This window comes from Uliginosibacterium sp. 31-12, assembly GCF_030548425.1.
Taxonomy (GTDB): Bacteria; Pseudomonadota; Gammaproteobacteria; order Burkholderiales; family Rhodocyclaceae; genus Uliginosibacterium; species Uliginosibacterium aquaticum.
Window position 1 is genome coordinate 169,326 of record NZ_JAUOOA010000008.1, and the last position, 23,154, is coordinate 192,479.

Consider the following 23,154-nt stretch of genomic DNA (forward strand, 5'->3'; position numbering starts at 1 on the left):
TTTTGCAAGTACTGCTTTGTTCCACCCCTCTTCCGCCCCCCGAACTTAAAGAAGGCAGCCCATCATGCGTACATACACTTTGAAACCCCTCACGCTCGCAATCATTGCCATGCTGGCGTCTGGCCAGCTGCATGCGCAGCAGACCTCTGAGCTCAGCAAGATCACCGTGACCGGCGAGGGCGATAAGCTCGGCACCGGCCTGCTGGTCGATGAAGACACCCCCAAGGCCAAGAGCACCGTGACCAAGGCACAGCTGGACAAGACCCGCTCCAGCTCTAACGCCTTCCAGGACCTGAATCTGCTGCCGGGTGTGAATGCTTCCAGCACGGATCCCACCGGCATGTCGGGCGGCAATCTCCGCGTGCGTGGTTTTAACAGTGACCAGATGGGCTTCACCGTTGATGGTGCTCCGGTGAATGACTCGGGCAACTTCGCGGTCTATCCGCAGGAGCTCACCGACAAGGAAAACATGTGCGACCTCTTCGTTACGCAGGGGGGCACCGATGCCGAAGCGCCGCACGTGGGCGCATCGGGCGGCAATATCGGCATGAACAGCTGTGGGCCGACCAAAGAGATGCGTTTGCGTGTCGCGCAATCGTTTGGCCAACTCGATTACCTGCGCAGCTATGTGCGCGTGGATACCGGTGAAATCGGCAAGTTCAAGGGCTATCTCTCCTACTCCAAGTCCAGCGTCGACAAGTGGAAAGGGGAGGGCGAGAACAACCGGCAACACATCGATAGCAAGCTCGAGTATGACCTTGGCAAAGGTTCGCGCTTGTCCATGGGCATGCTGGCCAACGAGCTGATGAACCACAACTATCGCAGCATGACGCTGGCCGAAATCGAAGCGGAAGGTTACAAGGCCGATTACAGCGGCGACATGCCCAAGCACGTGACGCCGGTGAATGGCACGGCGCAAACTGAGAGTGCAGGCACGGTCAACTACTACGACTACGCCCGCAACCCCTTCAAGAACTACCTGCTCACGCCCAAAGCCAATTTGCAGGTGGGCGAGCGCACCCGTCTGGATATCGAGCCTTACTACTGGTACGGCTACGGCGGCTCGACCTACCCGACCACCATCACCGAATCGAAGAGCAGCAGCAATGTGCACGGTGGGGTGTCCGACATCAACGGCGATACCGATGTGCGCGACCGGGTGCTGGTGCTGACCGGCTCGATGACCGAAACCAACCGCCCCGGTATCAACGTCAAGGCTACCCACGATCTGGACAACCACAAGATCACCACCGGTCTATGGTTTGAGCGCGCACGTCACCGTCAGACCCGCCCCGCCACCTATGTGGACAACAGCGGCACGGTGCTGGACTGGTGGCTTGATGACAGCGACGCGCTGATCAAGTATCAGGATGGCAATCCGTATCAGGCGCGTGACTGGCTCACCATCTCGACCGGCAAGAGCGCATTCCTGCAAGACACCATCGACCTGATGGACAGCCGCCTGCAAATCACGCCTTCCGTGACCTACAAGGTGCTTCAGCGCGATTTCCGCAACTTCTCCAACAACGGCACCGCCTCCACCTCCGCGACCTCGGCTGCCGGTAATGGCTATCTGGATTACCGGGTGGTCGAAAAGTATCAGCAGGTGCAGCCGGGCCTGGGTACTTCGTTCAACATTACCGACAAGGTGCAGACCTTCTTCGGTGTGGCCAACAACTTCCGTGCGCCGAGCAACTCCGACTACGCCAACCTGATCAGGACTTACTCCGGAAACACCATCACCAGCATGTATGACGTACCGGTGAAGCAGGAAAAGTCCACCAACTACGATCTCGGTACGCGCTTCAAGGGCGACTGGGGCAAGGCTTCCGTTACGGCTTTCTTTGTTGATTTCCGTGACCGGATCGCCTCCAGCTACGACCCGACCCAGGGCTACAGCCACTCGTGGAACGTTGGGGATTCGACCACTCACGGCCTAGAACTGGAAGGTGGTTCCGCGCCCTATCATGGCTTCAGCGTGTATGGCTCATTCAGCTACACCCTCTCGAAGATGAAGGAGAACATGCCCTCCGGCAGCACGACTTACTACGCCACCGCCGGCAAGCAGTTCCCCGATACGCCGAAGTATCTGGCCTCGCTCTCTCTGCAATACGCCTATGGCCCGTACATGGCCAACCTGGCGGCCAAGTACACCGGTGAGCGTTACCTGACCCTTGTGAATGACGTGTCCATCCCGAGCTACACCCTGCTGGATCTGAACACGGCCTGGAGCATGCCCTTCAACGGCGTGTGGGGCTTCAAGAACCCGACCCTGCGTTTCAACATCAGCAACCTGACCAACAAGAAGTACTACGTTGCCAATGCCGGCAGCGGCTCCAACGTCACGATCTCCAACGACGTCGCCGCACCGAAGGTCTATACCGGCGCAGGCCGCTTTGCCAGCATGACTTTCCAGGTCGATTACTGATCGAACCGAACCGCAACATCAGGAAACCGAATCATGAACTTCAATCTTCTGCATGAAATAGTCCTCGCCGCGATGGTGGTCCTGCTGGCGCTTGCCGTGGCGGTGATCATCGAGCGCTTCATCTACTACAGTTTCGTCGAGCGTACCCGCAAGCGTCTGGGCAAGGCGCTGGCCAGTGGCGATTCGTCCGCCATCGAAGCGGCGGTGGGTGCAGCGCGCACGCCCCATGGCCGCATCATGGCCGGAGTGTTGGCCTTTGCCGGCGCCTCCAAGGACCAGTTCGAAAACAAGGTCCAGGCGCTCTACCTGCAGCAACAGAGCAGCGTGAAACGACTGTTGTGGGTGATCGACACCACGATCACGCTGTCTCCGCTGCTGGGTTTGCTGGGCACCATCCTGGGCATCATCGACACCTTCAACGCGCTGGCCACGCAAGGGGTGTCCGATCCGCAGGCGGTCAGTCAGGGGATCGGCACCGCCCTGTTTGCCACCGCGGCGGGGATCGGCATTGCGGTGTTCTGCCTGGTGTTCCACAACTATTTCAACGAGCGTGTGGAGCGCATCAACGAGCAGCTCAAGGTGATGGCGCTGGAACAGGCCGGTGCCATGGGGGGTGAAGAAATGGACGTCCGTGGCGGTCGCGAGCCCGCCCGGATTCAACCCAAGGCCGTTGCCGCCTGATCCTGGAGAATGTGATGAATGCGAGACTGCTGCGTCCCTTGTGTCTGTTGATCGCCACCCTGGGCTCCAGTGCGGCGCTGGCCTGGAATTCCGCTGGCCATCAGGCCGTGGGCGCCATTGCCGACCGCCTGCTGGAAGGGAGTTATGCCGGCCAGATGGTCCGCCAGACTCTGGGGGGCATGAGCCTGGAAACTGCCGCGGTGTGGGCCGATTGCGTGAAGGGCACGTCCTCGAAGGATGGCGTGAATTTCACCTATACGGCCAATCCGCAGCGCTTCACCGAGTGCATCCCCTTCAACACGCCTGAGCAGCAGGCTCGCATCATCGCCTTCGTCAAGGCCAACTGGACTCAGTGCGGTACGGCACAGGGCAACGAGTGGTGCCACAGCCAGTATCACTACACGGATGTCGCGCCGCAACGCGAGCGTTACGACCGCAAGTTCGCCGGCACCAGCGATCACGATGTCGTACATGCCATCCCGGCCATGCTGGCGGTGCTCAAAGGCCAGACGCCGCCGGCTCCGTTCCAGATTGCAGACGCCCGCGAGGCGCTGATGCTCTTGAGCCACTACGTGGGCGATCTGCACCAGCCTTTGCATGTTGAGTCGATCTATCTGGGCGCGGATGGCAAGCCGGTCGATCCGGACGAGCATGGCCTGGATCACGCCAGCGAAACCGCCGGTGGCAATTTGATTTTTGATGGCAGCAAACGTTTTCATGCGTTCTGGGACGACATTCCCCTGAACCTGGCCGTGCAGGGCGAGGGCTTTGCCGGAATGCTGGCGCGGGCGCGCCAGGTGACCACCCCTGGGGGAGACGCCAGTGGCTGGGCACAGGCCTGGGCGACCGAGCTGGTGCAGACCGGCAAGGCGGTGTACGCGCCGCTGAGTTACACGCCGCGTCCCGCGCAAGCCAATAGCTCTTCCGCCGCCGGCTGGTCGGCCAGCGGGATGACGGATGCGTATCGCAAGCAGGCGGACCAGCTCAAGCAGGCGCAGCTGGCTCTGGCCGGTGCCCGGCTGGCGAAAATGCTTCAGGCCGTGTGGCCCGAGCCCAGCAGCATGGGGCCGCACAAGGCCGGCGTGAGTGTGCGCCTGATTGCATTCAACGATTTTCACGGCAATCTGGAGCCGGGCAGTCTGAGCCTGGCCTGGACCGATCCGCTACAGCCCGAGACGCGCGCGCGCATTCCGGTCGGCGGTGCTGCTGCGCTGGCTGGAATGATCAAGGCCCTGCGCAGTGAAGTGCCAGCCAGCCTGGTGCTCGAAACCGGTGATCTGGTGGGCGGCTCACCCTTGGTGTCGACCCTGTTCCGGCATGAAAACACCATCGCCCTGATGAATGACATGGGGGTGGATGTCGGGGTGCTCGGCAATCACGAGTTCGACGCCGGCATCAAGGAGCTCAAGCGTCTGGAGAAAGGTGGTTGTGCTGCCAGTGCGCCGGATTCGATGACCAGCTCCTGCGCCGAGGGCGCGTATACCGGCATGAAATTCAGCCTGCTCGGTGCCAACGTGCGTGACGCCCGCAGCGGCAAGGCCTTGTTCGCGCCCTATACGATCCGCAAGGTGAAGGGCATTCCGGTGGCCTTCATTGGTGCGGTGACGCGCGAAACCCCCAGCGTGGTGGTGCGCTCCTCGATTGCAGGCCTGCGTTTCGACGACGAAGCCAACACCCTTAACCGCACCGCACGGCTGCTGCGCAAGAACGGCATCAAGGCCATCGTGGCCATGGTGCATGAGGGGGGCGAAATTGGCAGTGAAGAAAAACCGGCTGACTGGAATGACGCGAGCTGCCCGCAGGCCAAGGGGGCGATCTTCGAGATCGCCAAGCGCACCACGCAGGAGATCGATGTGATCTTCTCGGCGCATACCCACCAGGGCTACCGCTGCGTAATCGATGGGCGTCCGGTGATGCAGGCGGTCAATTACGGCCGTGGCGTGTCGGTAGTCGATCTGGTGCTGGATCCGAAAACCCATGATGTGGATCGCCAGCGCACCGTGAGTGCCAACCTGCCCGTGGTGGGAGAGCGCACGACCTTGCTGCAGCGCCTGCAACTGGCGCGGGTGACCGCCCCGGCTTTCAGCGGCGCACTGCTCAACGCCCAGCCGGACCCGGCTATCGCTGCCCGGGTGGAGGCCTTCGTGCAGCAGGCCGCGCCGAGGGCGCAGCGGCCGGTGGCACGGGTGACGGCTTCCTTTGTGCGTGGTGAAACCCGCAGCGACAGCACGGCGGGCCGCCTGATAGCCGATGCGCAACTGGCTGCCGCCCGCCCGGAAGACAAGGGCGCCGCGCAGATCGCCTTCCTCAACGAAGGCGGCATTCGTGCCGATCTGCTGTGCAAGGAGGCCAATGGCTGCACCGTGGGCTTTGGGCAGATCTTCGCCATGCAGCCCTTTGGTAACAACCTGGTGGTGATGACGCTGACTGGCGCACAGATCAAGACGGCGCTGGAAATGCAGTGGCCCGCCGGCGCAAGCAAGCCGCGCTTCCTGCAACCCTCGGCTGGCTTCAGCTATGTCTGGCACGACGATGCTCCGCTGGGCAGCCGGGTCAGCGACATCCTGCTTGAGGGGCTGCCGATGGAAATGACTAGGGAATATCGGGTGGTGGTGAACAACTTCCTCTCGGAAGGGGGCGATGGCTTCCTGGTGTTCCGCGACGGGCGCAATCGGCAGGCCGGTGGCCAGGATATCGACGCCTTGCTCGACTACATGAAGCCCAGTCTCGCGGCAGACGGTAAGGCTTTTGCGCCAGATGCCCAGGTGCGCGGCAAACGCATGCCTTGATTTAAAAAGGGCCGGGTTCTCCGGCTCGCCAGAATGACCAGGCCGGTTTGTGTTCCTGCCCTTGCCGGGCGGGGAGGGCTTTCTGCGCCTGAAAATCGGATCAAAGGGGCCACAGAGCCTCGAGAACATGCGTCGGTTGACGGTCCGCGTGGCGGACCGGGCCGGCAAAGAGCATTCACTCTCAACCCCGGGGAAGTCAGATGGTCAAGTTAAAACAGCAGTATCCCGCGCTATCGGCGATGGTCGCCGGCGCGTTCGCTCTGGGCCTTGCGGCCTGTGGTGGTGGTGGCACCAGCAGTTCGGAGAGTGCCGTCGCCAGTGGCAGCAGCGCAGGCAGCTCCGGTGCGAGCAGCAGCGCCGCTGCCTCGTCGGCCAGCAGCACCAGCGCTTCGAGCGCGTCCAGCGTCGCCTTGCCGGCCTGTGCCACGCCCACTAATCCTCTGCAGGCCATCACCGCTGTGCAGGGCAGCACCGACACCAGCCCGCTGGCCGGGCAAGCCGTGGCGGTGCGCGGGGTGGTCACCGCCATCTTCCAGGCCGATACGCAACTGAAGGGCTTCTTCATCCAGCAGCCGGTGGCCGATGCGGATCCTTTGACCTCCGAAGGGCTCTTTATTTACGCCCCCAGTGCAGCCACTGTGGCCGTGGGCGATTACGTGCAGGTTGAAGGCAGCGTTCTGGAGTACAAGGCCAGCAGCGATACGCGCGCACTGACCGAGATCAGCGCGCCGACCGCCATCAGCGTGTGTGGCAATGGGCTCTCCATCGCGCCTGTTGCCCTGAGTCTGCCGCTGACCAGCGCTGATGCAATGGAAGCCTATGAAGGCATGCTGGTGAAGTTCGAGCAGACCCTGACCGTGACCGACGTATCCGACCTCGGCCATTACGGTTCGGTACAGCTCTCCAGTGGCCGCCTGTGGGAGCCCTACAACCATCCGAGCCTGAGTGCCAGCGCGGCCACCAGCGCCAACGCCCTGAATCGCATGATTCTCGACGATGGCAGTACCAAGGCCTATCCGAATCCAATCCCCTATCTCAGCGCGAGCGACACCAGCGGTACGCGCCGCGTGGGGGATACGGTGGCGGGCGTCGCCGGTGCGCTCACCTGGAGCTCCAACGCCTGGCGTGTGCATCCCTCGGCCGCTCCTGCATTCGTTGCCAGCAATCCGCGCAGCACCGCACCGGCGAGTGTGGGTGGCACGCTGAAAGCCGCGCATTACAACCTGGAGAATTTCTTCACCACCCTGGGCTCGCGCGGGGCCGTTTCGTCGGGCGATTTCACCCGCCAGCGCGCCAAGCTGGTGGAGGCCATCGCCGGGATTGATGCCGATGTCCTGGCCCTGATCGAAACGCAGAACGACGCGGGCTATTCGCTGGATAATCTGGTCACCGCCCTGAATGCCAAGATGGGCGCAGGCACCTACCGCTATATCGATGCCGGCATCGCCGGGGACGATGAAATCACCTCGGCCATGATCTACAAACCCGCCAAGGTCAGCCCGGTAGGCAACGTGCAGATCATCACTGACACCAACTTCGCGGTCTCCGGGGGGATTCGCCCATCGATCGCGCAGCGCTTCGCGGCGCTGAGTAATGGCGGCATGTTCTGGATGGTGGCCAACCACCTCAAGAGCAAGGGCTCCTGCCCGAGCAGCAGCTCCAGCGTTGAGGCAGATTACGGTCAGGGCTGCTGGAATGCTTCGCGGGTGACTCAGGCCAAGGCTTTGCGTGACTGGGTGGCTTCGCTGGTGAGCAGCTCCGGCGAGAGCGATGTGCTGATGATGGGCGACTTCAATGCCTATCTGAATGAAGATCCGCTGGCGGTGCTGGAAAGTGCCGGCTACGAGGCCGTGCTGCGTCGTTTGCCTGCCGAGCAGCGTTACAGCTACCAGTTCGACGGTACCACTGGCGCACTGGATCACGCCTTTGCCAGCAGCAGCCTGAAGGCGCAGCTCAGCGGTATCAGCGTCTGGCACATCAACTCAGAAGAGCCGGAGATCATCGACTACACCACCGCGAGCAAGACGGATGACCGCTATGCGGTGAGCCCGTATCGCGGCTCGGATCATGATCCGGTGGTGGTGGGGCTGACTCTCGGTGCCGATGCGGCGGTGGCTGCGACCACGCTGAGCGCCAGCGTGCCGAGTACCGGCACGGCGGGCACGGCGGTCAGCATCACGAATCTCTCTGCCAGTAATGGCAGCAGCCTGAGCGTGAGCTGGGGGGATGGCACGACGGAAAGCCTGGCTACCACGGTGACGGGCGCAAGCCATACCTATGCTGCTGCGGGCAGCTACTCGATCACCCTGACGCTCACCGGCAGCGGCTTGCCGGCCAAGCGCATCAGCACGATCAAGATCAGCGCAGCCAGCACGGGCGGCACGACGAGCGGACCGGACCTGTTCTTCAGCGAGTACATCGAGGGCACCAGCAACAACAAAGCGCTTGAGATCTACAACCCGCTCTCGAGCAGCGTCGATCTGTCGGCCTATACCGTTCGCATGTATGCCAACGGCGGTACGACCGCGACCAACTCGCTGACGCTCAGCGGTAGCCTCGCCGCAGGCGGGACGCTGATCATCCGCCACCCGAGCTTCACAAGCACCTACACCTTCCCTGCCAGCGCGATCAGCAGCAGCGTGACCAACTTCAATGGTGATGATGCGGTGACCCTGGAGAAGAGCGGGGCGGTGATCGACGGCATCGGCGTCTTGGGTGTGGATCCTGGCGTGTCGTGGACCAGCGGTAGCGTCGCGACCCAGGACAAGACCCTGCGCCGCAAGGCCGGCGTCACGCAGGGCAGCATTCCTGGCACGAGCTGGGATGTGGCCGCCGAATGGGATGTGTATGACGTCGACAGCTTTGGCGGTCTGGGGGCGCGCTGAAGGGTGAGCCGGGCTGGATCGGGAAGCGAAGGCCCGATCCAGCCACGGACGCTGTTCAGAAACTCTCCGGAAAGCCTGATTGGACGCTCGCTGAAACAGGGCAGAGAGCGCTTTTTATCCGGTGCGGGCCGCAAGGCGCGTACCGGTTTTTTTTATGTGCCGCCGCTGGCGCAGAGCGCGGCCCGCCTCGTCAGCGCCCGTGGGCTTAGTGTTCGTAGATCCAGCGTAGCGTGGCTTCCACCGTGTTCTCAGCGGCGGGCGCGCGGGGGTGATTCAGCAACAGCGCAAACGCCTGCCAATTGCCGCTGGCGTCCTGCACATAGCCGGCCGCGCTCTTCACGCCATCGAGGGTGCCGGTTTTCACATAACCACGTCCGGCCAGCGGGCTGTCGACGAGGCGCGTGCGCATGGTGCCGTCCTTGCCAATCACCGGTTGGGCCATCAGGAATTCGGGCATGCGCGGGCTCTTCCATGCGGCGCGCAAGAGTGCGCCGAGCTGGGCGGCCGTTGTGCGCTCCACGCGCGAGAGGCCGCTACCGTTCTCCAGCACCCATTGCGCTGGATCCAGCCCCTGCCCGGGCATCCAGGCTTGCAGACGGGCGACGCCCTTCTCGGGCGTGAGCGCGCCGCCACCGTCATTGCCAAGCGCCAGCAACATCTGGCGGGCCATCACGTTGTTGGACCACTTGTTCATGTCGCGCAGCACTTCCGGCAGCGTGGGGGATTCCCAGCTGGAAAAGGCTGTGATGGCGGCCGGTACGCTGCCACGCTGAACTTCACCGAACCAACTGCCGCCGAGCTCCTGCCACTGGGCGCGGATGACCAGGCTGGCCCAGCGCAGGCTGTCGTCCACCTTGAGGTTGAGCTGGCGTTCGCCGCAGCTCTGGGCGAGGCGGCCTTCCAGGGTGAGCACGAGCCCCTTGCCTTCCGGTGTGAAGGCGCCGCGCAGGCCGCTGCGCCAGTCACCGCAGGCGCCCGGAGTACTCTTCAGGTGATTCACGATGCGCAGCGGCGTGGCTGGGGTGAGCGGCGCGACCTCGACCGGCGTATTCGGAGTGCCGGCCGTCAGGCGCAGGCTCAGGGCGCCGAAATTCACCAGAAAGGCATCCGGCTGGGCGTTGTAGGCGCGGTGCTGGGCTTCGTCGAAAGGCGCGCCGGGCGGGGTGGTGGCGAAGAGGCTGGTGTCGATCACGATGTTGCCGCGGATCTGGCGCAGGCCGCGGCTTCGCCAGTCGCGCAGCCACTGGCCGAGGCGATCCCAGGTGAGCGCAGGATCCCCGCTGCCAGCGATCAGCACATCACCCTCGAGCACGCCTTCGCGCAGCACTCCGCGCAGGCTGGCCTGGGTTTTCCAGGTGTGGGCCGGGCCGAGCAGGTCCAGCGCAGCGTAGCTGGTCAGCAGCTTCATGACCGAGGCCGGGTTCATCAGCTGCTCGGCATTGTGCTGCACGCTGGCTGCGCCACCCGCGGCGGGAGCAATCCACAGGCTGACGGATTCAGGAGGCAGGCCGGCCTCGCGTGCGGCGCGGGCAAGGGGCTCGGGCAGGGCGGCCTGGCTGGCCAGCGAGAGGCTGGCCAGCAGGCCCAGGGCAACATGACGGATGCTTTTCATGGGCGCATTGTAAAGGCCCAGCCCGGCTGCCCACGCGCTTCAATTGCGCGCCCGGCTCAGCCTAGCGCGCGGGCGTGGAACTGCAGGTGCTCGTCGATGAAGCTGGCGATGAAGAAGTAGCTGTGATCGTAGCCGGCTTGCAGACGCAGGCTGAGCGGGTAGCCGGCGGCCCGGGCTGCCGCTTGCAGGGCTTCGGGCTTGAGCTGGGCTTCGAGGAAGTTGTCGCGATCCCCTTGGTCGACCAGCAGCGGCAAGCGCTCTTCGGCCTGGGCGATGAGCAGGCTGGCATCCCATTCACGCCAGGTGCTGCGATCCTCTCCCAGATAGCGGCTGAACGCCTTCTCACCCCAGGGGCAGGCGGTGGGCTGGCTGATCGGGGCAAAGGCCGAGATGGAGCGGTAGCGTCCCGGATTGCGCAATGCTGCGACGAGTGCGCCGTGCCCGCCCATCGAGTGGCCGGAAATGCTGCGCGCATCGGAGGCCGGGAAGCTGGCTTCGATTAGCGCCGGCAGCTCATGCACCACATAGTCGTGCATGCGGTAGTGGGTGTTCCACGGGGCCTGAGTGGCGTTCAGATAAAAGCCCGCGCCGTGGCCGAAATCCCAGGCACCGTCCGGATCGCCCGGCACGTACATGCCGCGCGGGCTGGTGTCCGGCGCCACGACGATGATCCCCAGTTCGGCGGCCATGCGCAGCGCGCCGGCCTTCTGCATGAAGTTTTCATCTGTGCAGGTGAGGCCGGAGAGCCAGTAGAGCACGGGCAGCGGCTTGCCCAGTTCAGCCTGTGGCGGCAGGTAGATGGCGAACACCATGTCGCAGGCGAGGGTGCTCGAGCGATGGCGGTAGCGCTTGTGCCAGCCGCCGAAGCTCTTGTTGCAGGCGATGTTTTCGAGGCTCATGGCGCGGCGCTCAGAAGTGGATCACGGTGCGGATGCTCTTGCCTTCATGCATCAGGTGGAAGGCTTCGTTGATCTCGGCGAGCGGCATGTTGTGGGTGATGAACACGTCCAGCGGAATCTCGCCGCTCTGGGCCTTTTTCACATAGCTGGGCAATTCGGTGCGGCCCTTCACGCCGCCGAAGGCCGAGCCGCGCCAGACGCGGCCAGTCACCAGCTGGAAGGGGCGGGTGGCGATTTCCTGCCCGGCACCGGCGACGCCGATGATGGTCGATTCGCCCCAGCCCTTGTGGCAGCACTCCAGCGCCGCGCGCATCAGCTTCACATTGCCGACGCACTCGAAGGAGTAATCCACGCCGCCGTCGGTCATCTCGACGATGACATCCTGGATCGGGCGTTCGAAATCCTTGGGATTGACGAAATCGGTGGCGCCGAGCTGCTTCGCGATTTCGAACTTGGCCGGGTTGATGTCCACTGCGATGATGCGGCTGGCTTTCGCCATGCTTGCGCCGATGATGGCCGCGAGACCGATGCCGCCGAGGCCGAAGATCGCGACGGTCGAGCCTTCGGTAACCTTGGCGGTGTTCAGCACCGCGCCGATGCCGGTGGTGACGCCGCAGCCGAGCAGGCAGACCTTCTCCAGCGGCGCTTCCGGCGGGATCTTCGCCAGCGAGATCTCGGGCAGCACGGTGTATTCCGAGAAGGTGGAGCAGCCCATGTAGTGGTAGATCGGCTGGCCCTGGTAGGAGAAGCGCGTCGTGCCGTCTGGCATCAGGCCCTTGCCCTGAGTGGCGCGCACCGCCTGGCACAGATTGGTCTTGCCGGATGTGCAGAACTTGCACTGGCGGCATTCGGCTGTGTAGAGCGGAATCACGTGGTCGCCCACGGCCAGCGAGGTGACCCCTTCGCCCACCGCTTCGACAATGCCGCCGCCTTCGTGGCCGAGAATCGCCGGGAAGATGCCTTCCGGATCATCGCCCGAGAGCGTGAAGGCGTCGGTATGGCACACGCCGGTCGCCACGATGCGCACACGCACTTCACCCTTCTGCGGCGGAGCAACATCCACCTCGACGATCTTCAGGGCTTCACCGGCGGCAAAGGCAACCGCGGCGCGGGATTTGATAGTGGTGGCGGACATGGGGCGTCTCCTTGGGTTTATCAGTGTGCTGGCGAGTCTAATTGAAGGGCGTGGCGGGATAATTGCTGTTCATAGGAAAGACTGTTGCCAGTGAGGGATAATCCGGGCGAGGAGAACCATCATGAGTCGCTGGGAAGGCCTGGAAGAATTTGTTGCGGTGGTGGAGTGCGCGAGCTTTTCGCGTGCAGCCGAGCGGCTGCGGGTGTCGTCGTCACATGTGAGTCGTCAGGTGGCGCTGCTCGAAGAGCGCCTGCAGGCCCGTCTGCTGTATCGCACCACGCGTAAGGTGTCGCTCACCGAGGCCGGGCAGACCTTCTTCGCCCGCTGCCAACGCCTGATCGAGGAGCGCGACGAAGCCTTTCTCGCCATTACCGACCTGCACCGTGCGCCCACCGGCTTGCTGCGCATGACTGCGGCGGTGGCTTACGGCGAGCGCTTCATCGTGCCGATCGTGAATGCCTTCATGGTTCAGTATCCGCAGTTGCGCGTGGAGATCGAGCTCACCAACCGGGTGATGGATCTGGTGCACGAGGGCTTCGACCTGGCGATTCGCCTCGGCCGGCTGGAGAACTCCTCTCTGGTCGCCAGCCGCATCGCTCCGCGCGCGCTTTACCTGTGCGCTGCGCCGGCCTATCTGGAGCGCTACGGCCGTCCGCACTCGCTCTCCGAACTGGCCAGCCACAACTGCCTGATCGGCACCGGCGACACTTGGCCCTTCCGCCAGGATGGCCGCGAATACCTCTTCAAACCCACCGGAAACTGGCGCTGCAACAGCGGCCAGGCCGTGCTGGACGCGGCCTTGCTGGGGCTGGGCTTGTGCCAGTTGCCGGATTACTACGTGCGCGATCCGCTCCGGCGTGGTGAGCTGGTGTCCCTGCTTGAAGCCAATCAGCCGCCGGATACTGCGGTGTGGGCCGTATCGCCCCAGCGCCGCTACCCACTGCCCAAGGTGCGGCTGCTGGTGGAAGCGCTCAAAGCCGGGCTGGCTGGCTTGCCGGAGTATCAGCCGGGCAGGGGCACGTAGGGCCGGCCTCAGATGGCGGGGCCCGGGTTTGCGTCGGTTTGTGCGGCTGAAGCCGCACCTACACAGGGATAGCCGTCCAGCCTCGCATGGGGTGTGTAGGGCCGGCTTTAGCCGGCGGGGCCCGGGTTTGCGTCGGCTTGTGCGGCTGAAGCCGCACCTACATAGCGGGATAGCCGGCCAGCCTCGCATGGGGTGTGTAGGGCCGGCTTCAGCCGGCGGGGCCCGGGTTTGCGTCGGTTTGTGCGGCTGAAGCCGCACCTACACAGGGATAGCCGGCCAGCCTCGAATGGGGTGTGTAGGGCCGGCTTCAGCCGGCGGGGCCCGGACTTGCGTGGGGCGCTCGCTCGGCCAGCACAGCTTTCCTGATCGCCGTGAAAGCCCACCAGGGGCGAGCGGGCTCGCCATTCATGAAACAGGTCACCGACATGAAGACGTCAATCACGCAAGGATCATGGTGCAGCCCGGTTTTCTCGCAAAGCCGGCGATACAGCTCGAACGGACACATTCCAGCAAGCTGCGATGCCTCGTTGATTCCAATCAGGCGCAAGTCCTCGGCAGACGCCTTGCCAATATTGGGCAAGTCCGTGAGCCGGGCAATGCGGGTTCGATCAACTTTAAGAGGGTTCATGGCGTCTCGTCAGTGGCGATCTGGCCGAAGAAATTCTGCGGTGAGCGACCGAAGTGTTGCCCGAACGCAGCTACGAAGGCGCTAGCGCTGCGATAGCCCAATGAGTGCGCGACAGTGGTACTGCTTTTGCCCTGCCGCAGGAGCTCGATTGCATTGAGCAAGCGCAGGCGGCTACGCCACTGGCGGAAGCTCATCCCTGTTTCAGCGACGAAGAGTCGCTCCAGCGTGCGCACGCTGGCGCCGGCGATCCGGCTCAGCTCCGGCAGAAGGCGCTGCTCGTCCGGATGGCGCAGCAGGTGGCCGATCAGCCGGCGCAGGCGAGCGTCCTGTCCCGCCGGCAGGTTCTGTGGCGTAGCTTCAAGCCCCTCGATCTCATCGATGGCGACCAGCCCGAGCCGTTGGCGGCACGCGCCATCGTTCGCGGCGCTGGCCGAGGTCAGGCGCAGGATGATCTCGCGCATCAGTGGGGTCAGCAGCAGCATGCTGCAGCCGGGCGTTTGCTGGCGCACCGGAATGCTCGGGTCTATGTACAGGTTGCGGGTGCGTGCGCTGGTTTCGGTCACGAGTTGGTGTATGTGGCCTCCGGGGATCCACACGGCATGGCTGGCCGGCACGATCCAGACGTCCACCTCGGTGGTCACCCGCAGTACCCCCTCTGCGGCCCACAGCAGCTGACCGCGCGGGTGGCTGTGAGGGGCGATGCAGGCCTCGGCCTCAAGATCGCGACCGTGGCTCAGCACCGGTTGCTCGGGGTCGAGCACGAAGGCTGCGTGACTGGGGGTGTGGGTTGGCGTGTTGGCGACATTGTTTGGCATTTTTGTATTCTATGACGACAGTTCGGTCGCGGTATGCTCGTCATGCCTAACCGGAGTCTTTCAATGAGCAAGCTTTTTTCTGGCAAGAACCTGTTTGTGTGGGCCGCCGTCGTGCTCGCCCTGTGGCTGGCTTTGGGGCCGGCTTCCAGTGCCGATCCGCGCGCAGCGCACAGTGCTGCGGTGGTTCTGGTGACGCTGGTGCTGTGGAGCACCGGCGTACTGCCGCCCTTCCTGACTAGCCTGATCTTCTTCGGGCTGGTGCTGATCTTCCGGCTGGCGCGGCCGGATCTGATTTTCTCCGGTTTCGGTTCGGCTGCCGTGTGGCTGATCGTCTCCGGCTTCGTTATCGGCACTGCAATCAGTGTCTCCGGCCTGGGGAAGCGGCTGGCCGGGTTTCTGGCGCCGCATCTGGCCAGCAGTTATGCCCGCATGATCATCGGGCTGAGCATTGCTGCGAGCTTGCTGGGCTTCGTGATGCCGTCCTCGGTCGGGCGGGCCGTGGTGATGCTGCCCATCGGCATGGCATTGGCGGATCGTGTCGGTTTTCGCGCCGGCTCGAACGGGCGCATCGGCATCGCCGCCGCACTGGCGCTGGCCTGCAACCTGCCCAGCTTTGCGATCCTGCCTGCGAACATCCCGAACATGATCCTCGCCGGCGCGAGTGAAACCCTGCACGGCGTGAGCTTCGGCTATACGAGCTATCTCATGCTGCACTTCCCGCTGCTCGGCATCCTCAAGCTGGCCTTGGTGGACTGGCTGGTTCTGACCCTGTTTCCGGACCGCATTCACCCGCAGGATGGCCTCATCGCCGACACGGTCGAAGCCGACAAACCGGGCGAGGGAGCGATGCAGTGGCGCGTGGGCGCGATTCTGCTTGCAACGCTAGCGCTATGGATGACCGATAGCCTGCACGGCATCAATCCCGCCTGGGTCGGTTTGGCGGCCGCCGTGGTCTTGCTGCTGCCCGGCATCGGCGTGGTGGCGCCGAAGAGCTTCAACGGCGCCATCGACTTCGGGGTGGTGCTGTTCGTTGCTGCGGCCCTCGGGCTGGGCGCGCTGGTCAACGATTCCGGTCTCGGCAAGCTGGTCGGCGAGTTCCTGCAGCAGGTACTGCCCTTGCAGGCTGGGCGCCAAGCGCTGAATTTTTTCTCGCTGACGATGATGTCCGTGTTGACCGGGCTGGTGACGACGATTCCCGGCGTGCCGACTGTGCTCACCACGATGGCGCCCGAGCTCGCCAAAGCCTCCGGCTTCAGCCTGCCGGCGGTGCTGATGACCCAGGTGATCGGGTTCTCCACCGTGCTCTTTCCCTACCAGGTCGGCCCGCTAGTGGTGGCGATGCAGCTCTCCGGCGAGAAACTCGGCCACCTGCTGAGGATCACGCTGCCGCTCGCGTTGCTGACCCTCGTGCTGGTGATGCCGCTGGACTATTTGTGGTGGCGCCTGCTGGGCTGGATCTGAGCGCTAGAAGATAGAGCTTCCTGTAGAAGCGCGCCCGGCCGGCGTCTTCAGACAGTACTCACGGAAAGCGCGGCGGCGCTTGCTTGAGTGGGCCGGCCGGTTGAAGAGGGCCGTCGGCCGTCCCTTGACTACCCCGACGGGGTATCCAGGTACGGGATGATCTCGCGCCGCAGCCCTTCAACCTCGCAGGCTTAGGAGAATGTTCATTCGGGACCTATGCCAGCAATCGACCCAATCCGGGCGTTCGGCCTCGTGAGCTGTCAGCGGCAGGAAACTGAGCGCAGCGGTCATTCATGACCCGAGGCGAGCTACTCCTGCTCGGCCAAAGCGGCCATCTGTGGATCATGAATGCAAGGTCTGCTTTTGGGTGCTAACGGGCTAGTCGGAAAGGTTGCGATTGCGCGTGATCGGCACCCCAAATCTAGGCTTTGATCAGGAATCGTCAGAGGCTTTCTGGCCCCCTTTTTTGGGAGTAGGAAACAACCATGGCTTGAGCAATCGAGTCAGTTGTGGCGCGACCAGCCAGGTCATGATGACCACGACCAATACTGTCAGGAGAAGTATCCGGGGCAGAAGTGACCAGCTGGCCAGCGCGTCACCCAGCAATCTGAAAAGGATATACACCGTGGGGAAGATTCCGAGCCAGGTGACCACGGCGACCTTCCAACGGGGTGGCTGGCCCGGTTTTGCTCCCGAGTGAGGCTGAAACCAGTGCGCCAGACCGGATATGCCGCGCTCCACGACCTGTCCTTCGATATAGGGCTCAATGCTTGCCAAACCTGCTGCTCGCTCAGTAGATCCTTGCCAGGCGTTTCGGCTGTCGGCATCCCCAAAGGCCATGAGCGCGTGGTACAGGGTGTCTTCGACCTCTTCCTCATCTCCCGGGTGAACCAGTTGTGCCCCCAGACAACCGGGATAGCCTTCAGCCGTGCGGATGAATGCCTCCATCCTCCGCTCGAACTCGGCCTCATGTCCGGGTTTTGCGCGACGGCTGACCAGCAGCAGGACAGGGTGCGTTGAAGCATGGCTCATGACGGGAGAGTTCCTTGGGGTCTTTTTCGGGTGGGAGGCTGAGGCCAGAGCGGTCGCGTGGAAATCATGCTTCGAGGCTGATCGCATCGAATTTCATGTGGTGCATGAACTCGCGCAAAATCAAAAGCCTTGCTGCAAAAAAACAGCCCTCGGTAAGCCCTTCAATTGAAGCCGGTCGCCCCTGAGTGATGGCTGCCAGACGCCCGAATGTCTGCTCCACGAGATCACGACTCAGTCGTGTCCCGGCTTGAGCGGGAGCCGCTGCAAGCTCGGCGATTTCCAGGACTCCTTTATCCTCGGTGAGGAGACGCAAGTCGGGCGCGATCAGGCCACGCAAGGCTTCGAGTGCTTCCTCGATCACCTCGATGGCCTGCTCAAGTTCAAGGGCCGTTGGCGGTTCATGCTTGAACCAGCTCCGCGCGATGGACTCGACCCCGACGTCAACCGACTGCATGACGGGAGGCTGCATACCGCCTGATATGCGCACGCTGAGCTGCTCCGGGCCGATAGCCAGGAGCATGGTTCGGCTTGAGGCCGGGTCTGAAGCTGATTCTTTCGCGAGCATGTCTGCCTCCTAGCGGCTGGAGTGCGTGCCAAGCAGTGTGTCGCACCAGACGAGAAAGTCACTTTGCATCGCGTGAGTGAGCACGTGACCGGCGGCATAGCGGTGGCTTTCGTACGCGACCCCCAGTTCGGTCAGGCCTTGTTCGGCACGCAGAGCCCAGCTGACCGGAAGCACGTTGTCCTGTTCGCCATGGCTGATGAATGCCTGCATGGAGCCAAGGCGTTCACGGCTCGCCAGATACGGAGCCAGCTCCGGCAGGATGCGGCCTGAAAGAATACCGAAGCCGCGCACCCGTTCCGGTTCGCTGAGCGCTACGCTGGCACTCATGATGCCGCCCTGGCTGAAGCCCGCCAGCACGATCTGTTCAGCGCCCAGCTGATAGGTCGCCTTGATGCCGGCAATGAAGTCCAGCAAGGCTTCACGGGCACGATTGGCTTCGGCGGGGTCAAGCCGGGGGCCCTCCGGAGTGAATGCCACCCTGAACCAGGCGTATTGGTCGAAGCCCAACTGGAGCGGTCCGCGCGGCAACACGACCAGTACGGAAGGATCAATGGCTGCGGCGAGTTCGGCCAGGTTGGTTTCATTGCCGCCCACGCCATGCAGCAGGATCACACACGCCTTGGGGCTGGATGGAGCGGGTTCGCGCACGCGATAAGACAAAGCCAGGCTTGGGGCCTGGCGCAGGGGGCTGATGGGGCTTGGGTGGTCTCGCATGATGTGATCTCCGTTGGGGCAGCTTGCGGGTGCCATCTAGCCCCGGCAAGGTTTGAACCACTCTAGTTGTCTTTTCGCGTGCAACAAACGGCTGACTTCGTGATTCTCTGTTGTAGAACCCGGTACAATCAGGGGCGGAGTTTGGTTTCAGGAGTCGAGTGCATGCCACATGACCAGGGCATCCCGCGTCGCGGCAACGTCGTGTACGCGCAAGATGGAAGCTCCTCGTTGTGCAGCCAGCACGGATGAAACCGCCGTCGCGACCAGGCGGCTCTCCACCGGTTGCCCCGTGATCTCACCCAGCATGGTTTTGCGGGAGACGCCGACCAGCACAGGCAGTCTCCAGGCGGCAAGCAGTGGCAAGTCGCGAAACAATTCAAGGTTGTGTTCGAGGGTTTTGCCGAAGCCGAAGCCGGGGTCAAGCGAAATGCGTTCAGATTCAATGCCCGCCGCAATCAGATCTGCCAAGCGCTGCGCCAAAAAGTCGTGATCGGCTCGATTCACGTCTGCGTAGCGAGGCGCCTGTTGCATATCCCGGGGTTGCCCCTGCATGTGCATCAGGCACACGCCGACCGTGCTCGCCGCCGCCACCTCCAGCGCGCCCGGTGCGCGCAGCGCGTTGATATCGTTGATGATGCTCGCGCCGGCCGCGATGGCTTCGGCCATGACTTCCGGTTTGGTGGTGTCGACCGAAATAGGAACGTTTAAGGCAGTGAGCGCCCGCACGGCCGGGATCACGCGGGCCAGTTCCTCTTGCACGGTGATGGCCTTCGATCCGGGCCGGGTGGACTCCCCTCCGATATCCAGAATGGTGGCGCCTTCGTTCAGGGCTTGCTCGGCGCGGCGCATCGCCGCATCCACCGACCCATTCAAACCGTCGCCCGAAAAAGAGTCAGGCGTGAGGTTGATGATGGCCATGATGGCGGGCAGCCTGAATTCCAGGCGAAAGCCGCCGCATTGCCACACCGGCACTACCGTGGAGTCTCCTGGGCTTAGCTCGCCTTGGGGAACACTATTCGGAGCGCGACCTGTCATGACAGACAAAATCAAGCGCCGCCTCAGCTTTCAAGCGCTGAGATCCGTTCGATGCGGATTTCGCGCGCGAGCTTGTCGCCAATGCTCTCGACAAGTGCGGCAAAGTGCGCGGAGGCGTGATGAGCGGCCAGCGCAGCATCGTCGGCATAGGTTTCGAGCAGATGGAAAGTACCGGCGGCCTCTTGTGAAGCAAAGAGTGCGTAGTGGAGACAGCCGGGTTCAGCCCTTGTGGGTTCAATCATGGCACGCAGCGCGGCTTCCACTGCATTGCTGACATCTGACTTGGCTTCGACGGTCGCGAAAATGGTGATGCTCATGGGATTCCTTCAGTTCAGTGTGCTGCTACCAGCCACCGGATGGGGCAATGAATGAGGCGGCGCGAGCGTTCGACTCGCACCGCCGGGGATGCTTGATCGGGCTTAGTCGCCGAAGAGCTTGCCTTCACCGGCCCAGTCAGAGGGCTTCACGTCTTCGAAGATGACGTAGATGTACTTCGCATCGGTGCCGGTATTGCGCACGATGCTTTCGGTGATTTCAGCGGCTACAGCCTGTTTGGTGGGGGTGTCTTTACCTTCGAACCAGCTGACGCGTACGACGGGCATGGGTTTCTCCTTGAATGAAATGAGACTTGGGGTGGGGTTGGGGAAAGTTAACCGGCCGAGGCCGGCGCGGGCTCAGTACTCGAGAAAGTCGCGCAGATCCTGGGTGAATCTGAACGGGTTCTTGAACATGAGAAAGTGGTCGCCCTGCTCAGCCTCGGTATAGGCATAGAGGCGGGCATTCGGAATCACCGAGGCCATCCAGCGCTGACTGGGCAAGTTGTGGCTGTACTCGCCCGAGAAGATCGCGGTGGGCACGTTGATCTTGTGGCGGATCACGTCGCGCCAGTCATTGGTCGCGTGATCGAACAGCACCTTGGCGGTAAAGGCAGGGTCGGTCTTGATGAAGGCGTTGGCGAAAGCTTGCGAGTTCACGTAATAGGGCGAATCTGTGGCCATCGCACGCTCGATGACCTTCATGTCGACCACGAGCTGGTTGGTCGGCGCGCCGGCCGTGAAACTGGCGATCATGCGTTCGACCGAAGAGGTCATGCCACCGGCTTCCAGGCGTTCCTGCTCCGACCAGTCCGCATGCGAATAGATCGACACCGGCTCATCCACGAAAACCGCCTTACGCATGCCTTGCGTACCGAAGAGGTCGATGTAGCCCCATAGCACGGACGCACCCATTGACCAGCCGATGTAATCGGCCGACTTCAGGCCGAGTTGCGCCGAGAACTCTTTCAGGTCCACCGAAAAACGGGCGATGCGCGTGCCGTAATCGACGCGCTGCGACAGGCCCTGATTGCGCGGGTCCAGCACATAGACGTGGTAATTCTTGCTGAGCAGGTACATCACGTTGATGAACTCAGCGCCGTTGGCCGACCAGCCCGGAATGAACACCAGCGGCTTGCCGGAACCGGCTTCCCAGTAGCTGAGTTTCACACCGTCACTTGTGGTGAAACTGTTGATCTGCAGGCCCTTGAAGTCGGAGAGCTTCGCAGGAAGCCCCTCCAGCTTGTTGGGAAAGCTGAAGTCGCGGCCCAGCACTTCGATGGCCGGGGCGGCCAGTGCGAGGCTCGTGCTAACCAGCAGGGCGAGAGCGCCCAGCGCTGTGCGAATACGGAAGTCCATGATGATCCTTGAAGGCCATCCAGCGGCCTGCTGACGCAGGCCGTCTGGTGAGGGCAAACGGTTTAAATCTGAACCCAGGCCGGCGCGACGCTCGGGCCCTTGCCAAGAAAGTAGCCGAAATGAATGTTCATCTCGCCGATAGGCTCGATGAAGCGGCTGTTGGAAAGCGGGCCGGCTTCCACGGCCTCGAAGCCGATGGACTGCGCCAGTCCGGATACGGTGGCCTTGGCAGTGGCGTCATCACCTGCCACGAACACTTGCAGGGTTTTGCCGGTGCGGGATTCGGGCGCCAGCAATTGCGCAAAGATCGTGTTGAAGGCTTTCACCACGGGGGCCTGCGGGGCGAGCTTCTGGATCTCTTCGGCGGCCGAGGTGGTGTGGCCGATGGTGAGTTCCTTGTAGTCTGGGCTGATCGGGTTGGAAATATCGACCAGCACCTTGCCGGCCAGGTCTCCGGCCAACTTGATGGCCTCAGCCACGGCGCCAAACGGCAGCGCCAGAATCACCACGTCAGCAAGCTTGGCGGCGGCGGCAATCCCGCCACCCACGGCGCCGTGACCGATTTTCTCTGCCAGTGCGGCGGCTTGGGTCAGATCGCGCGCCCCGACGCTAATTTCGTGTCCTGCAGCGGCCAGTGCCGAGGCCAGACCTGCGCCCATGTTGCCGGTTCCGATGATGGCGATTTTCATGTTCTTGCTCCTTGTTGGTTGGAGCGCTCACTTTAAGACTTGAAACCATCGCTGATAAATGGTCGATAATTGCCATTACTTGAAACGGAGCGTTTGCAATGGATCGTCTCTTGAGCATGAGCGTGTTCGCCAAGGCCGTGGAGTCCGGCTCCTTCTCGGCCGCAGGGGAAGCCTTGCGCATGTCCTCCCAGCTGGTCGGCAAGCATGTCCAGACCCTTGAGCAGCATCTGGGCGTACGCCTGATTAACCGCACCACGCGGCGTCAGCACCTCACCGAAGCAGGCTTTGCCTTCTATGAGCGGGTGAAGATCATCCTTGCCGAGGTGGAAGCCGCTGAGGGCATGGCCGCCATGAGCGGTGGTACGCCACGCGGACGCTTGCGCATTAATGCCCCGGTGTCATTCGGCGTGCATGCGCTCTCCAAGCGTCTACCTGAATACCTAGCGGCGTATCCCGAGGTGTCGGTCGACATGTCGCTCGCCAACCGCTTCGTTGATCTAATCGATGAAGGCTTTGATGTGGCCTTCCGGGTTGGCGAGCTTTCAGACAGCGGGCTGATCGCGCGCCGGCTTGCACCCTATCGTCTGCGCTTGTGCGCGGCACCCGCCTATATCGCCAGCCACCCGCCAATCTCCCATCCCGTTGATCTTGAGTTGCATGAGTGCCTCGGCTTTTCCTACACCGAGTTGCGAACCCGCTGGAGCTTCGAGGGGCCGGAGGGGCCGATCACTGTCGCGGTCTCCGGCAAGCTGATGGTCGATAGTGGTGAAGCGCTGCTGATGGCCGCGCGCGCGGGTATGGGCATCCTGCTGCAGCCCTGCGAGCTGGTGCGCGAAGACATTGCTTCAGGCGGGCTCGTCGAATTGCTGCCGGACTTTCCGGTGCCGACCCGCCCCTTCCACCTCGTGTATGCGCCGGACCGTCGCATGACGCCCAAGCTGCGCAGCTTCGTCGATTTCGCGCTGGCCACTTTCGGCACGGATGCCCAGCCTGATCTGGAGGCATGATTCATCGGCATTCAGTTGCCTGATGTCGACGCAGAAGAGCCCGGCGGCTTCTTGCCGTCGGGCTCTGGCAAAGGCTGAGCTT

20 protein-coding genes are annotated in these 23,154 nt (G+C 63.0%); 7 read left to right on the forward strand and 13 right to left on the reverse strand.

Translation table 11 applies throughout. From position 1 onward, the window contains the following. Positions 1–64 precede the first annotated feature (64 nt). From Q3Y64_RS15500 to Q3Y64_RS15515, 4 genes are all read left to right on the forward strand, one after another. Positions 65–2,428, forward strand: coding sequence for a TonB-dependent receptor (locus tag Q3Y64_RS15500; protein WP_303563202.1), 2,364 nt, complete (start codon positions 65–67; stop codon positions 2,426–2,428). 33 nt (positions 2,429–2,461) lie between these two features. Then, a complete protein-coding gene (locus tag Q3Y64_RS15505; RefSeq protein WP_303563203.1) occupies positions 2,462–3,109 on the forward strand; it encodes a MotA/TolQ/ExbB proton channel family protein in 648 nt (215 codons plus the stop codon). A gap of 14 nt (positions 3,110–3,123) precedes the next feature. Further along, positions 3,124–5,898: a S1/P1 nuclease gene (locus Q3Y64_RS15510; RefSeq protein WP_303563205.1), complete on the forward strand. Its 2,775-nt coding sequence runs from the start codon at positions 3,124–3,126 to the stop codon at positions 5,896–5,898. A gap of 200 nt (positions 5,899–6,098) precedes the next feature. Beyond that, a complete protein-coding gene (locus Q3Y64_RS15515; protein ID WP_303563207.1) occupies positions 6,099–8,783 on the forward strand; it encodes an ExeM/NucH family extracellular endonuclease in 2,685 nt (894 codons plus the stop codon). A 205-nt stretch (positions 8,784–8,988) separates the two neighbouring features. On the opposite strand, the gene dacB is transcribed toward Q3Y64_RS15515, so the two are convergent. From dacB to Q3Y64_RS15530, 3 genes are read right to left on the reverse strand one after another with little or no spacing between them, the layout of a single operon-like run. After that, complete coding sequence (dacB, locus tag Q3Y64_RS15520; RefSeq protein ID WP_303563209.1) at positions 8,989–10,395, reverse strand: D-alanyl-D-alanine carboxypeptidase/D-alanyl-D-alanine-endopeptidase; 1,407 nt, start codon at positions 10,393–10,395, stop codon at positions 8,989–8,991. 56 nt (positions 10,396–10,451) lie between these two features. Further along, complete coding sequence (gene fghA, locus Q3Y64_RS15525; protein WP_101943374.1) at positions 10,452–11,294, reverse strand: S-formylglutathione hydrolase; 843 nt, start codon at positions 11,292–11,294, stop codon at positions 10,452–10,454. Between the two features lie 10 nt (positions 11,295–11,304). Further along, positions 11,305–12,429: an S-(hydroxymethyl)glutathione dehydrogenase/class III alcohol dehydrogenase gene (locus tag Q3Y64_RS15530; protein WP_101943375.1), complete on the reverse strand. Its 1,125-nt coding sequence runs from the start codon at positions 12,427–12,429 to the stop codon at positions 11,305–11,307. 121 nt (positions 12,430–12,550) lie between these two features. Between Q3Y64_RS15530 and Q3Y64_RS15535 the strand changes: the two genes are divergently transcribed. Further along, complete coding sequence (locus tag Q3Y64_RS15535; protein ID WP_303563213.1) at positions 12,551–13,453, forward strand: LysR family transcriptional regulator; 903 nt, start codon at positions 12,551–12,553, stop codon at positions 13,451–13,453. Between the two features lie 307 nt (positions 13,454–13,760). Here the strand turns inward: Q3Y64_RS15535 and Q3Y64_RS15540 are convergent, their stop codons facing one another. Beyond that, entirely contained in the window at positions 13,761–14,081 is a 321-nt protein-coding gene (locus tag Q3Y64_RS15540) for a helix-hairpin-helix domain-containing protein (protein WP_303563215.1), read from the reverse strand. Beyond that, positions 14,078–14,896, reverse strand: a complete 819-nt coding sequence (locus tag Q3Y64_RS15545; RefSeq protein WP_303563216.1) for a helix-turn-helix domain-containing protein — start codon at positions 14,894–14,896, stop codon at positions 14,078–14,080. Before Q3Y64_RS15545 ends, Q3Y64_RS15540 begins: the two co-directional genes overlap by 4 nt. 63 nt (positions 14,897–14,959) lie before the next feature. On the opposite strand from Q3Y64_RS15545, the gene Q3Y64_RS15550 reads away from it, so the two are divergent. Continuing rightward, positions 14,960–16,357 (forward strand): SLC13 family permease, encoded by a 1,398-nt coding sequence (locus tag Q3Y64_RS15550; protein ID WP_303563217.1) that lies wholly within the window; start codon positions 14,960–14,962, stop codon positions 16,355–16,357. Between the two features lie 432 nt (positions 16,358–16,789). Here the strand turns inward: Q3Y64_RS15550 and Q3Y64_RS15555 are convergent, their stop codons facing one another. From Q3Y64_RS15555 to Q3Y64_RS15590, 8 genes are all read right to left on the reverse strand, one after another. After that, positions 16,790–17,389, reverse strand: coding sequence for an antibiotic biosynthesis monooxygenase (locus Q3Y64_RS15555; protein WP_303563219.1), 600 nt, complete (start codon positions 17,387–17,389; stop codon positions 16,790–16,792). A 64-nt stretch (positions 17,390–17,453) separates the two neighbouring features. Beyond that, entirely contained in the window at positions 17,454–17,954 is a 501-nt protein-coding gene (locus tag Q3Y64_RS15560; RefSeq protein ID WP_303563221.1) for a hypothetical protein, read from the reverse strand. A 9-nt stretch (positions 17,955–17,963) separates the two neighbouring features. After that, positions 17,964–18,668 (reverse strand): alpha/beta hydrolase, encoded by a 705-nt coding sequence (locus Q3Y64_RS15565; RefSeq protein WP_303563223.1) that lies wholly within the window; start codon positions 18,666–18,668, stop codon positions 17,964–17,966. 147 nt (positions 18,669–18,815) lie between these two features. Next, positions 18,816–19,586: a dihydropteroate synthase gene (gene folP / locus Q3Y64_RS15570; protein WP_303563225.1), complete on the reverse strand. Its 771-nt coding sequence runs from the start codon at positions 19,584–19,586 to the stop codon at positions 18,816–18,818. A 140-nt stretch (positions 19,587–19,726) separates the two neighbouring features. Continuing rightward, the gene (locus Q3Y64_RS15575; protein WP_303563227.1) at positions 19,727–20,020 is read right to left on the reverse strand and encodes a putative quinol monooxygenase; all 294 of its coding nucleotides are present in this window, start codon (positions 20,018–20,020) and stop codon (positions 19,727–19,729) included. A 102-nt stretch (positions 20,021–20,122) separates the two neighbouring features. Next, positions 20,123–20,305 (reverse strand): 4-oxalocrotonate tautomerase family protein, encoded by a 183-nt coding sequence (locus Q3Y64_RS15580; RefSeq protein WP_303563229.1) that lies wholly within the window; start codon positions 20,303–20,305, stop codon positions 20,123–20,125. Positions 20,306–20,377: 72 nt separating this feature from the next. After that, a complete protein-coding gene (locus tag Q3Y64_RS15585; protein ID WP_303563230.1) occupies positions 20,378–21,376 on the reverse strand; it encodes an alpha/beta fold hydrolase in 999 nt (332 codons plus the stop codon). A gap of 62 nt (positions 21,377–21,438) precedes the next feature. After that, entirely contained in the window at positions 21,439–22,065 is a 627-nt protein-coding gene (locus Q3Y64_RS15590) for an NADPH-dependent F420 reductase (protein WP_303563232.1), read from the reverse strand. A gap of 98 nt (positions 22,066–22,163) precedes the next feature. Here Q3Y64_RS15590 and Q3Y64_RS15595 point away from each other — a divergent pair, with 98 nt between their 5' ends. After that, positions 22,164–23,072: a LysR family transcriptional regulator gene (locus Q3Y64_RS15595; RefSeq protein WP_303563234.1), complete on the forward strand. Its 909-nt coding sequence runs from the start codon at positions 22,164–22,166 to the stop codon at positions 23,070–23,072. Positions 23,073–23,154: the final 82 nt, after the last annotated feature.